A 12,377-nucleotide genomic window follows, 5' to 3' on the forward strand; every position below is an offset into this window, starting at 1 on the left:
ATAATAGATACCCTAAATAGTTAGGGGTCATAACTAAGCAGAAAACGAATAAGTGAGTATCGTCAACAACGCTACAGCTTGAAGTATGACAAATAATAGCTCTAAATAATTCAAGTTGTCGCTAGGCGACAAGTAAATGAGTCATTAGGAGCATACACAAGTATGTGACTAATGCGAATGAACGTAGTCAACAACGCTACAGCTTGGAGTATGACGAGCTATTGGGACATCTTCAAAATCGTCCGCACATTACTCGCACTCGTTGCGATAATATCAATCGCTCCCGTACGCAGTGCCCCCATAATGGCCATAGCCTTAGAGGATTCGGAAGCAATCGCTATTACACAAGGGATTTTCTTGAGTTCATCTATGCTTAGGCCAATTACTCTGTCATTCATCACTGTATCAACATGCTGCCCTTGCGCATTAAAAAAATCATAACCGGCAATATCGCCAATTACCCCTTGATTTAAACTCGCATCAACAATTTCACGCGGTGTAAACCAACCTAGTTTGACCATATAGCTGTCTTCATTCATATCGCCAATACCAATTAGGGCTATATCCGCTTTACGGGCGCGATCGAGCGTTTCCTTAATGGTGCCATTTTTCATAAATGATTGTTTTAATTCATTATTTTCAACATAGGCAGGCGCGTATAAAGTTTCACTGGTTCCACCAAATTTCTTCGCTAAGCGGCGGCTGATATGGTCCGCATTGATGGAATCTCCCGGCCGGTGGGTTCCGCCAATTCCGCAAATAAAACGGCAATCTTTTTCAGGAACTGCCCCACCGCTATCAGCCACTACCGCAACATTGCGGCCTTGGCCGACCGTGACTATCATGTTGTCTCGTAATGTTGTTGATAAATAATTAGCGACTAATGTGCCAACTTGGTAGCGTTGTTCTTCTTCATCGGGATGGTCGAGGGCAATCAACGCACGGGAAATCGGGAAGCGAGAAAGTAGCTGTTGCTCTAGCTGAGTGCTAAAAATAGGGTGATAGCGAACATTGATCTCAACAATCCCTTCTTCTTTTGCTCGCTTAAGTAAGCGCCCCACCTTAATTCGCGATATACCAAACTTATTGGCGATCTCTTCCTGAGTAATTTCATCGCGATAATAAGCTATCGCAATTTCAGTCAGTAGCTCGATTTCGGAAGATGTTTGTGATCTATCCATAAGATAGTGGTTTCCTCTTTATTGGTGTTAATCGCAACAAGGATGATAAGGTTTTAGTATAGCGTTTCTAGTGGCAATTAATAAGTGAGTTATAAAAGAGAATGGATATATAGCAATGGTTTTTGACTATATATCCACGAAAAGAGTTATATAAAACAATTATGCATTGGTTAATGCGCTCTGTTTTTCAACACTTTGCGCTAATTGGCATAATAATAAGCAACAAGAAGTCGCGCCTGCATCTAATACGCCTCTTGAACGCTCACCAAGGCGGCTTGCACGGCCAATTTTAGCCACTAAATCTACCGTGGAATCACGACCTGCAACTGCAGCGGCCTGCATCACATCAAGCGCTTGTTTAAAGTTTTTTCCTGCTTTTGTTGCCTCTTCAAAGGCATTAACCGCAGGGATCAATGTATCCATTAGGCACTTGTCACCCACTGTTGCACTACTGATGTCTTGCAGTTCGGATAGCCCATTTTTCAACATAGCAAGAAAATCTTGTTGCGATAACTCATTTTTCCCTGAAATGCTGTCTGACATTCCCATAAAGAAACTGCCATAAAGTGGCCCCATTGAACCGCCAATACCTTCCATCAAGGCATCAGAAATCTCTTCAAAGCCTTCACTGAGTGATAATTCACGGTCTGCAATTGCTTTCGCACATAAATTGAAGCCTTTCGCCATATTGATGCCATGGTCTCCATCCCCTATTGCACCATCAATTTCGCTTAGATATTCACGGTTAGAAACAATAATGTTCACTAAATCAAGGGTAATTTCCTTACCGTTGCCCGTTGAAATAACTTGCATAGTTGTCTCCTTATTTGACCTGTGTTAAACCCAATGAATACGCAGGAACATCCATCAATGTTTTCAATTCATCATCCACTTTCATTAATGTCAGTGTTACTCCCATCATTTCTAATGACGTAAAATAGTTACCAACATAGTTACGAACAATACGCACGCCTTTTTCGCTGAGTTGTTTTTCAACCTCTGCATAATAGATATACAATTCCATTACGGGTGTGGCACCTAATCCTGAAACCAATACGACGACTTCATCACCTTGTTTTGCCTGCATATCATCTAAGATTGGCGTTAACATAGTTTGTGCCATTTGCGCTGCAGACTGGATTGGCATGATTTCAATGCCTGGCTCACCATGGTGGCCAATACCGAGCTCCATCATCCCGTCTTCAATATGAAAATTTGGATGACCCACCGCTGGGATGGTACAAGACGTTAGCCCAACACCAATAGAATGGCAGTTATTAATCGCTTTTTGTGCCGCATTAATCACGCCGTCTAAATCATAGCCTTTACTTGCTGCGGCAGAACCCACTTTCCACATGAGTATTTCACCCGCGACACCACGGCGCTTTTCTTTCTCGCTCGCAGGGGCTGAAGCGACGTCATCGGTAGCAACCACGGTTTTAACTTTCATACCCGCTTTTTCAGCTTTTTTCATCGCCATTTTGACGTTCATGTTATCGCCTGCATAATTACCATATAAACAAGCAACGCCCGCCCCACTGTCTGCGGCTTTGAACGCATCTAAAAATGCCCCAGCGGTTGGCGAGGAGAAAATTTCACCAATTGCCACCGCATCTAACATGTTTTCGCCCACATAGCCTAAAAATGCAGGTTCATGGCCGGAGCCACCACCAGTAACAATGCCCACTTTCCCTTGTATTGGTGCTTTTGGGTATTTTAATACGCGTGCATTATCAGTCTGCGCAAAATATTCAGGGTGCGCTTTCAAATAGCCTTGAATGGCATCTTCAACAACAAGATCAGGTTCATTAATGATTCTGTTCATAATTCCCTCATTTACTTATTTTCTGGTGTTAGCTGCATCTCTGCCGACTTTTCAAGTAATTCCGCCGGCACAGTAATAAATTTCATCAATATCGCACTAAATAAATAGAGCCCCGAGAAAATCCAAATCACGCCAAAAGCACCTACACTACTAATAAAGAGCCCAACTAATGCAGGACCGACAAAAGTACTTAACCCTGCCCCTAAATTAAGGACTGACATTGCTGCACCTTTATTTTCAGGCGCTAAACTCGGCATGATGGCTGAAAGTGGTACGTATCCAGCGAGGCATGCACCAAATAAGCCAGCGGCTATCATCATCAGGGTATAATTGTGCCCAAAATAATAAGGCACGTAATAAAACATTAAGGTACAAACCATACAGCCGACACAACCAAACCAAATCACAATATTGCGCCAACCGATACGGTCACTGACAACACCAAAGATCAGGTTAAAAGCGATGTTTACTGTCCAAAGTGCTGCGTAGATATGTAACCATTCTGTGCGGGAAAAACCAAAGTCGGCAAGAAACATTGGCATGAAGATCACAAAACCATACGCTGCAGAGGTATTAATAGTACGAACAATGCCACCTAAACCAATTTTTGGGTTTTCAAACGCAATCGTGATCCCTTTAAACACATAGCTAAGTGAAACTTTTTCTTTCGGTGAGTCCGGTGTATCTCCCGCTTTGTTGCGGTTAAGCGCGATAGCAATAAATGCCCCGATAGTGACAAAAATTAGTCCACTCCATAACGTTGCCATTTCACCTAAAATTGGCAGCGCATAACTCGAATACATCACCCCTAAAACACCGAGTCCGCCACTATAAACAAACCAGAAGATCCCGACAGCAGAGCCCAATTTTTTAATTGGCGCCTCATAGGCCACCCAAACTAAGAAGCCGTAGGCAAACATTGGATAACCAAAACCACGCAACGCATAGGTTGGGATCATGATAGACAGGCTGTTACTCGGTAAACCAACAGATAAGAAAATAACCGAGCCAATCACAAACATCACAAAACCAAAAATCATCACACGACGAGCAGTATAAATTTCAGCCAACACACCGGATAACCACGCGGCGACAGCAGCAAAAAAACCATACACACTAAACAGTAATGAAGACTCTTCAATACTCATTCCACGGCTAATAATAAAAGGCGACAACCAGCCTTGTTCAAGCCCTTCCCCCATCATAAAGATCAGGACGCCAAAATAGCCAAGTAGTAACTTTGGTGAAAACCCCGTTACTTTAGACAGTTTATTGATTATCATATTGTTGACCTCAGTGCTTGTTCGCTGGGTTAGGACCTGAATAACAAGCCTTGGTAGGGTGACATTTATTCAGGTCCAATTTTTATCGTTATATTTTTAATTTCGTCTTTTTTTCAACCCACTACAGCACTACAGGTTTGGGTCGAGAACCACTTTAATGTGCGGGTCACCTTTCGCCATCATCGAAAAACCTTCCGCAAATTTATCTAAAGGTAAGATATCCGTCACCACCCCTTTAGTTGGGAAATCACCATTACCAATGCCTTCAATCACTAACGGGTAGCAATATGGGCCAAGGTGAGAACCTAATAAATCCAGTTCTTTGCGGTCACTGATAATGCTCCAATCCACGGTCACAGGGTCTTTAAATACAGAAAACTCAACAAAAGTACCTAATTTACGGATCATCTTAAGACCTTGCTCTACCGATTTAGGGGCCCCAGTCGCTTCAATGTAAATGTCACAGCCATAACCTTCAGTCATCTCTTTGACAATTTTGTCGACATCATCACGTTTAGGGTTTAATACGATATCAGCACCAAATTCTTTTGCTAATTCAAGACGTTTATCAAATAAATCCAGAACGACTAACTTGCCTGCACCGGATTTTTTAATTGCTCCAATCATGCCTAGGCCTAATGTTCCCGCCCCCGAAAGCACGACGACATCACCCAATTTGACATTGGCACGCTGCACCGCATGTAAAGAACAGGCGTAAGGTTCAATTAAAATAGCGTCTTCAATTGGCATCTCAACAGGCACATGGTAGTTGATGGCTTCTTTGGTGAACTTCATATATTGCGCCATACCGCCATTCACATTGTTTTGGAAGCCATACAAGTCATGTTTTTCACACATCCAGTATTCACCGCGTTTACAAAAGCGGCATTCCCAACAAGGTACGATTTGCTCAGAAATAACACGGTCACCTAATGCAAAACCTTCAACTTTTGAGCCAAAGCCTACAACATGGCCAATAAATTCATGCCCTGGGATCATTGGCGCTTTGATATAAGCGGGCTGTTCTGCATCACCCCAAAAACTAGGGGCACCTTCAAAAGCCTTCACATCACCCGCGCAGATACCACAAGCTTCTACGCGAACCAAAATTTCTTCTTCACTAATTTTAGGGACATCGACAGTTTCTAAACGGTAGTCTTTTGGTGCATAAGCAACCACGGCTTTCATTTTTTCTGGAATGCCTGCGCTCATCGTTGCTTTTGAATCACAGTGTTCACACATAGTTCTATCCTCGGCGGTTTGTAAAATGAACATAAGTTCAATGAAGATACAAATTAACCATACCCTCTTTTCTTCCTCCTTGCCCATAGTGAGAGTGTCAAAGTGTGATTCAGTGCAAAAATTCTCATGAAATCGTCTTGAAACGCCTATTTTTTACATTTTTGGCAAAAAAAATTAAATTTGAAGCTGTAGATCACAGAATTCATCATCACAAAAATAAAAACATATGTTCGCCTATTGATTATTTGTTCATAAGATCCTATTTTCTAAGTAGTACATTTGATTGACTAATGAACTTTTGTTCAACGATAAGGATCTCTATCATGCTATCTATTGCTATTGGCGCAGATGACGCTGCATTTGAAATGAAAGATTTGATTAAGGCTCACTTAGCAGCATTAAACATTGAAGTGACTGATTACTGCTTAAATACAGGGGTTGCAGATGAAATGTATCCTGATGTTGCCCATGCGGTTGCAACTGCAATCGTACAAGGTAAGCACCAGCGCGGTATTCTAATTTGTGGTACCGGAATTGGTATGTCCATTGTTGCCAATAAAGTTACAGGGATCCGTGCAGCACTGTGCCATGACACATACTCCGCTGAGCGAGCTCAGAAAAGTAATGACGCGCAAATTATTACCTTTGGGGCACGAGTGATTGGCCCTGAACTGGCTAAAACCATTGTCGACACATGGCTGGCTTCCCATTATGAAGGGGGACGGTCAGCGCCGAAAGTGGCTCGAATCAGTGAGTATGAAAATGGGGAACGTTAGTTTTACTTTAGGCGCTTTTACTTTGGGAGCTTTGTAATGTCCACTCAACCACAAAATAAATTAGCCAATGCCATTCGATTTCTTTCAATAGATGCCGTACAACAAGCTAATTCAGGCCACCCCGGAGCCCCAATGGGAATGGCTGATATTGCTGAAGTTCTTTGGCGAGATTATTTACAGCACAACCCCGCGGACCCGCATTGGCCCAACCGTGACCGCTTTGTATTGTCAAACGGACATGCCTCAATGCTGCTCTATAGTTTGCTTCATTTAACAGGCTATGAGTTATCCATTGATGATTTAAAACAGTTCCGACAACTCCATTCCAAAACACCGGGTCACCCCGAATTAGGTTATACACCCGGTGTTGAAACCACGACTGGCCCGCTGGGGCAAGGCATTGCCAATGCGGTTGGTATGGCAATCGCAGAAAAAACCCTAGCGGCTACGTTTAATCGCTCGGGGTTCCCCGTTGTTGACCACTATACCTATACATTTTTAGGTGATGGCTGTTTAATGGAAGGGATCTCCCATGAAGTGTGTTCATTAGCAGGAACATTAAAACTCAATAAACTCATTGCGTTTTATGATGACAACCGCATTTCTATTGATGGAAATGTGGAAGGCTGGTTTACCGATAATACCGCAAAGCGTTTTGAAGCCTATGGCTGGCATGTTATTCGCCAAGTCGATGGACATTCTCGGCCTGCAATCAAAGCGGCCATTGAACAAGCTCGCCAACAAACCTCGAAACCAACCCTCATTATTTGCAGAACCACTATTGGTTATGGGTCTCCCAATAAAGCCGGGACAGCCGATTCTCATGGTGCTCCATTAGGGCAAGACGAAATAGCGCTGACTCGCCAACAACTCGGTTGGGAGTACCCTCCTTTTGTGATCCCTGATGACATATATGAACCTTGGAATGCCCTAGAACGTGGTGCTGAGCAACAATTACGTTGGGAACAAGCATTACGAGAATACACAAAACAATACCCAGAACTCGCTGAGCAGCTAACTCAACGATTATCTAATCAACTCCCTGAAAAATTTACAGATATCATTGATAATTTTATTCAAAAATTAAATGATAACCCTGCAACGATAGCTACACGTAAAGCATCACAAAATACCTTAAATATTATTGGCCCTATTTTACCTGAGTTAATCGGGGGTTCCGCAGACTTAGCCCCAAGCAACCTTACCTATTGGTCTGGTTCACTGCCGATTAATAAACAACCTGCTGGCAACTATATTCATTATGGTGTCAGAGAATTCGGTATGACCGCCATCGCAAATGGGATTGCATTACACGGCGGTTTCCGCCCTTACACGGCAACCTTTTTGATGTTCTCGGAATATGCACAAAATGCCGTGAGAATGGCCTCATTAATGAAATTACCGCAAGTGCTTATTTATACCCATGATTCAATTGGCTTAGGTGAAGATGGCCCAACACATCAACCTGTTGAGCAACTTGTGTCACTACGTGCAACACCTAATTTGTCAGTATGGCGCCCTTGTTGCCAAGTAGAAACCGCCGTGGCTTGGAAGCAGGCTATCATTCATCAACAGAACCCAACAGCACTTGTGTTATCCCGTCAAAACCTAGTACAGCATTCGCGAACACCGGAACAGCTCGCCAATATCGCACGTGGTGGATATATTTTGCGCAGTAGTAGTGAAACCCCTGAATTACTCTTAATTGCCACTGGCTCTGAAATCACATTAGCGGTTGAAGCATGGAAGCAACTGACTGAACAAGGTTTTCATGTGAATGTCATTTCGATGCCATCAACAGATACCTTTGACCAACAACCTTTAGAGTACCAGCAGCGCGTGTTACCAAATCACATTCGCCATCGTATTGCTATCGAAGCCAGTATTAGTGATTACTGGCGTAAATATGTAGGAATTGATGGATTAGTTATGGGAATGAATAGCTTTGGGGAGTCAGCCCCTGCAAATGAATTATTTGAGCATTTTGGTTTCACCGTAGAAAAGCTTATTACTATGTCACATTCATTATTAAAACCTAATGGTTAATTGACCTAGCAATAATTAATATCTGTTATCCTACTTTGTAATTTTCTATTACAAGCCAAATAGTGTCTATGTTATTTGGCTTATTTTTATTTAAAATAAAAATAAAGCAAATAGCCTCTCATATTCGCTTTATTTATTATTAATTTAATATCCTTATTGAATACTATAACCACCATCAATCACTAAATTATGCCCTGTGATCATGTCAGATGCGTCACTGGCCAAAAATAACGCACAGGCGGCAATTTCAGATGGTTCCGCAAAACGCCTAGCAGGAATTTTTCCTTTCATTTCATCACCTTTTTTACCTTCCCACGCTTTTTTACCGAGTTCAGTCATAACAATCGTTGGTGAAATAGCGTTGGTTTGTATGCCTTTCGGGCTCCACTCCAGTGCTAATACTTGGGTTAAACCAATAATTGCCGCTTTACTCGCACAATAGGCCGCATGCTGGTCTAAGGCAATCACCCCCGCTTGAGATGCCATATTAATAATTTTTCCTTTTTCATTATTAATCATAACATTACCCGCAGCTTGGCAAACCAAAAAAGTCCCTTTTAAGTTCACGTTCATGGTTAAGTCCCAATCGGATTCACTTAAATTTTCAGCGGGAGCCAGTGCTACAATTCCAGCACTATTGACGACAATATCTAGCCGACCATAATGCTCAATGACATGTTCTACCATCTGAGAAACCGCCGTAGAATTTGTGATATCACATTGAATACCAATTGAATTGCCTAATTTCTCTGCAGTCGTTATTACGTTATCTGACTTATCGATTAGGGCAACTTTAGCCCCTTTTTCAACATACAGTTGAGCAATCGCCAACCCAATGCCTGCAGCTCCCCCTGTAATTAAAGCGACCTTGCCATCAAGTGAAAAGTTGGTGTTATAGCCACTAAATTTTTTCATTTTAATTCCTTAATGTCATGATGTGATATTTAATATATAGATGAAATAAATATAGTGTTGCCTTAGAGAGACAACAAAATATTAAGTGCAGATTAGATTACTTGGTATTATTAATATAATATCATCACTAGTTAAACTCTATATTATTTATGTAAAAAAAAGAGATATCTCTCAAATTAAATACCATCCTAAATTCTGAATACACATATGTTCAAAATAATAATTTGAATGATTATTTGTGCTTTATTTTCAACTGTACAAATCTTTCCTAGAACTCATCTACGTTGTCCTACTTCATTAGAAGTGTATTTTTTCTTCCCCTATAATTTTTCAATTAATTGGCGCATAATATTAGTTATATCTAAATTGATATTGAACAATATCAGCGCTGTATTATTGAGTAAGATATTGAATGAATATCATTTACACTAAATGCTGCGCACTTAATTTATAGGTCATTGATAATATGGAACAAAGCAACTTGCTATTACAACTTAATAACATTGGCTATAGCATTGAGCAAAAAACAATTCTTGATAATGTGCAGATTAACTTACAGGCAGGCGACTTTAAACTGATTACGGGTCCTTCCGGCTGCGGTAAAAGTACCTTATTAAAAATAGTGGCCTCGTTAATTTCACCTACTCAAGGAACGATTAAGTTTCAAGGGAAAGATATCAATACCATCCTCCCAGAAACTTATCGTCAGCAGGTTTCTTACTGTACTCAAACGCCCACTTTATTTGGGCAAACTGTGTATGACAACCTCGTTTTTCCCTATCAAATTCGAAAGTTGCCATTTAATAAAGACAAAGTCATCAGTGATTTACACCAATTTTCTCTACATGAATCTATTTTGGATAAAGGGATCAATGAACTCTCTGGAGGAGAAAAACAGCGTATTTCTCTTATTAGAAACTTACAATTTCTTCCGCAAGTCTTGCTATTAGATGAAATCACCAGTGCCCTTGATGAAGAAAACAAAATTATAGTGAATGAATTTATCCATCATTTAACGAGTGACAAAAAAATAGGCGTGCTATGGGTAACTCATGACCAAGATGAAATCGCTCATACCAATGAAGTTATCACCCTTCCTGTTCATCACAACGAATCATAGGATATCACTGTGCATCAACCAACTATTTCCAATGAATCCTTAACCTTTTCAATCCTGTTAGTCCTAGTAGCTATTTTTATTAGCCATAAAGAAAAACTATCCCTTGAAAAAGATATTATCTGGAGTACTTGCCGAGCGATTATTCAACTATTGATCGCTGGCTACATTCTAAAATATATTTTTAATGTTGATCACGAATTGCTCACGATTGCATTGGTGATGTTTATTTGTGTCAATGCTGCGTGGAACGCTAAGAAAAGAAGCAAATATATTGATAAAATTTATGTTACTGCATTAATTGCCATTACCTCTGGCACATTTCTTACATTGTTAATTCTGATATTAACCAATGCCATTGCATTTACGCCTATGCAGGTAATTCCTATTACTGGAATGATTGCGGGTAACGCCATGATTGCGGTAGGGTTATGCTTTAATAACCTTGGTCAACGGTTTTCAAGCCAGCAACAACAAATTCAAGAAATGCTTAGTTTAGGGGCAACGCCCAAAGTTGCTTCCGCTGCTATTATTCGTGACAGTATCCGAGCATCATTGATCCCAACGGTAGATTCTGCCAAAACAGTGGGAATTGTCAGCTTACCGGGCATGATGTCTGGGTTGATTTTCGCTGGAGTTGACCCATTACAAGCTGTTAAATACCAGATTATGGTGACTTTTATGTTGTTAGGTACAGCAAGCCTTTCAACCATACTGGCTGGGTATATGACCTATACAAAATTCTATAACCAACGCCACCAATTATTGGTTACAACTCTGAATAAACAATAACCTTCCGCCGCTTATTGGTCATCAACGATAAGTGGCACTTTCTTAATATCACTCTTTAACCACCCCCACAGGTAACACTTCAATTAATTGTGCTTTGCTATTTTCATTATCTATCAACTTAAAAATATGATTTAACATCGTTGGCACATCCTGTTTAACCATTTCGATGTCATTACCTAAAAGTGCAACAAAAGGATCCCAGTCAAAACAGCCTAAGTGGGGTTGCTGTGAGCCGATATAGCCCTGTTTACCTAACCAATCAATAACCCCTTCTAATGAAATAGTTGAATTAATAAACAAACCGCATTTCACTATTTTCTGTGGATCATCATTATTCTGTTCAAAAAACTGTGAGAGTGCTCTTTCAGCTTTTTCGGGGGCATAACCACAAGCCAAAATATTTTCTTGTGGAACCGTGATACCTTTTTCATTATGCGCATCAATAAACCCACGAATACGTTCACGTGTATTGTGGTCATGTTCACGACCACCAATAAAAATTAAAGCTTCGTTTATTGATGTTTGAGACTTATTTTTGCTTAAAATACGTTGGGTTAAATTTTTTGCACCAAGATAATTATTTGAAATAACCGAAGGCGCCAACGAGCCCGGTAAGTCTAAATTTAAGGTCGAAACCCCCGAAGCTTGGCAAATTTCAGTAATTTTATCCGGGTTCGTTGCCCCTGTTGAAATCAACCAATCAACCTGATAAGAAATCATTGCGCGTGCAGCTTCTATTTCTAACTTTGGGTCACGCCGCGTACAAGTAATAATAGGAAACAGCCCCCTTTCACGCGCCATTTCTTCAAAATGCTCGACAATCGAACCAAAATAGCGGTTGTCATACTTCGGAACCAACATACCAATTATTTTGGATTTATTACTGCGCAATAAGCTGGCTTGCTTGTTAACTGCATAATTTTGTTCTTCGGCGATGCGGATCACTTTTTCCGCAAGTTGTGCGCTAATTCGCCTTTTTTGCCAATTACCGTTGAGTATTGCACTCACTGCACTTGCTGAAACCCCAGCTAATTCGGCAAGGTCATAGATCGTTGTTTTCTTATTTTGTCTGATCTTTGTCACAGATTCTTATCTCCATTTTTTACTAGCTTGACACCAAAGTCGAAAAGTCGCAATACTACTACATCGATTGAGCAAAATTGAAATTGATGATGCATGAGTTGATAAACTGCAAAATAA

General features: G+C 40.8%; 11 protein-coding genes. 4 read left to right on the top strand and 7 right to left on the bottom strand.

Annotation, left to right across the window (positions count from 1 at the left end; genetic code table 11):
* Positions 1–218 precede the first annotated feature (218 nt).
* The 5 genes from P3L44_RS12640 to P3L44_RS12660 all read right to left on the bottom strand — a co-directional run bounded on the left by P3L44_RS12640 (position 219) and on the right by P3L44_RS12660 (position 5,531).
* Positions 219–1,181 carry a sugar-binding transcriptional regulator gene (locus tag P3L44_RS12640; protein ID WP_004910275.1) on the bottom strand — a complete coding sequence of 321 codons (963 nt, stop codon included), beginning with the start codon at positions 1,179–1,181 and terminating at the stop codon, positions 219–221.
* A gap of 159 nt (positions 1,182–1,340) precedes the next feature.
* Positions 1,341–1,994 (bottom strand): dihydroxyacetone kinase subunit DhaL, encoded by a 654-nt coding sequence (gene dhaL, locus P3L44_RS12645; protein WP_110591588.1) that lies wholly within the window; start codon positions 1,992–1,994, stop codon positions 1,341–1,343.
* Positions 1,995–2,004: 10 nt separating this feature from the next.
* Positions 2,005–3,006, bottom strand: a complete 1,002-nt coding sequence (locus P3L44_RS12650; RefSeq protein WP_140170651.1) for a dihydroxyacetone kinase subunit DhaK — start codon at positions 3,004–3,006, stop codon at positions 2,005–2,007.
* An 11-nt stretch (positions 3,007–3,017) separates the two neighbouring features.
* The gene (locus tag P3L44_RS12655) at positions 3,018–4,289 is read right to left on the bottom strand and encodes an MFS transporter (RefSeq protein ID WP_004263544.1); all 1,272 of its coding nucleotides are present in this window, start codon (positions 4,287–4,289) and stop codon (positions 3,018–3,020) included.
* A 129-nt stretch (positions 4,290–4,418) separates the two neighbouring features.
* Entirely contained in the window at positions 4,419–5,531 is a 1,113-nt protein-coding gene (locus P3L44_RS12660) for an MDR/zinc-dependent alcohol dehydrogenase-like family protein (protein ID WP_004910265.1), read from the bottom strand.
* Between the two features lie 323 nt (positions 5,532–5,854).
* Between P3L44_RS12660 and rpiB the strand changes: the two genes are divergently transcribed.
* Together rpiB and tkt are read left to right on the top strand one after the other, a co-directional pair.
* Positions 5,855–6,307 carry a ribose 5-phosphate isomerase B gene (gene rpiB / locus P3L44_RS12665; RefSeq protein ID WP_102139242.1) on the top strand — a complete coding sequence of 151 codons (453 nt, stop codon included), beginning with the start codon at positions 5,855–5,857 and terminating at the stop codon, positions 6,305–6,307.
* Positions 6,308–6,343: 36 nt separating this feature from the next.
* A complete protein-coding gene (tkt, locus tag P3L44_RS12670; RefSeq protein ID WP_272661505.1) occupies positions 6,344–8,353 on the top strand; it encodes a transketolase in 2,010 nt (669 codons plus the stop codon).
* Positions 8,354–8,506: 153 nt separating this feature from the next.
* Here the strand turns inward: tkt and P3L44_RS12675 are convergent, their stop codons facing one another.
* Positions 8,507–9,268 (bottom strand): SDR family oxidoreductase, encoded by a 762-nt coding sequence (locus P3L44_RS12675; protein WP_140170653.1) that lies wholly within the window; start codon positions 9,266–9,268, stop codon positions 8,507–8,509.
* A gap of 466 nt (positions 9,269–9,734) precedes the next feature.
* On the opposite strand from P3L44_RS12675, the gene fetA reads away from it, so the two are divergent.
* Together fetA and fetB are read left to right on the top strand one after the other, a co-directional pair.
* Positions 9,735–10,388 (top strand): iron efflux ABC transporter ATP-binding subunit FetA, encoded by a 654-nt coding sequence (gene fetA / locus P3L44_RS12680; RefSeq protein WP_140170654.1) that lies wholly within the window; start codon positions 9,735–9,737, stop codon positions 10,386–10,388.
* Between the two features lie 9 nt (positions 10,389–10,397).
* Complete coding sequence (gene fetB / locus P3L44_RS12685; protein WP_094961238.1) at positions 10,398–11,177, top strand: iron efflux ABC transporter permease subunit FetB; 780 nt, start codon at positions 10,398–10,400, stop codon at positions 11,175–11,177.
* Positions 11,178–11,225: 48 nt separating this feature from the next.
* On the opposite strand, the gene P3L44_RS12690 is transcribed toward fetB, so the two are convergent.
* The gene (locus P3L44_RS12690; RefSeq protein ID WP_112307457.1) at positions 11,226–12,260 is read right to left on the bottom strand and encodes a substrate-binding domain-containing protein; all 1,035 of its coding nucleotides are present in this window, start codon (positions 12,258–12,260) and stop codon (positions 11,226–11,228) included.
* Between the last annotated feature and the right edge of the window lie 117 nt (positions 12,261–12,377).

Origin of the sequence: Providencia sp. PROV175 (genome assembly GCF_032707045.1) — a bacterium.
Taxonomy (GTDB): domain Bacteria; phylum Pseudomonadota; class Gammaproteobacteria; order Enterobacterales; family Enterobacteriaceae; genus Providencia; species Providencia hangzhouensis.

Bases quoted from the DNA above. Each gene is read 5' to 3' on its own strand.
- rpiB (WP_102139242.1), top strand. From the start codon at position 5,855: ATGCTATCTATTGCTATTGGCGCAGATGACGCTGCATTTGAAATGAAA.
- fetA (WP_140170654.1), top strand. From the start codon at position 9,735: ATGGAACAAAGCAACTTGCTATTACAACTTAATAACATTGGCTATAGC.
- tkt (WP_272661505.1), top strand. From the start codon at position 6,344: ATGTCCACTCAACCACAAAATAAATTAGCCAATGCCATTCGATTTCTT.
- P3L44_RS12650 (WP_140170651.1), bottom strand. From the start codon at position 3,006: ATGAACAGAATCATTAATGAACCTGATCTTGTTGTTGAAGATGCCATT.
- P3L44_RS12675 (WP_140170653.1), bottom strand. From the start codon at position 9,268: ATGAAAAAATTTAGTGGCTATAACACCAACTTTTCACTTGATGGCAAG.
- P3L44_RS12655 (WP_004263544.1), bottom strand. From the start codon at position 4,289: ATGATAATCAATAAACTGTCTAAAGTAACGGGGTTTTCACCAAAGTTA.
- dhaL (WP_110591588.1), bottom strand. From the start codon at position 1,994: ATGCAAGTTATTTCAACGGGCAACGGTAAGGAAATTACCCTTGATTTA.
- P3L44_RS12640 (WP_004910275.1), bottom strand. From the start codon at position 1,181: ATGGATAGATCACAAACATCTTCCGAAATCGAGCTACTGACTGAAATT.
- P3L44_RS12660 (WP_004910265.1), bottom strand. From the start codon at position 5,531: ATGTGTGAACACTGTGATTCAAAAGCAACGATGAGCGCAGGCATTCCA.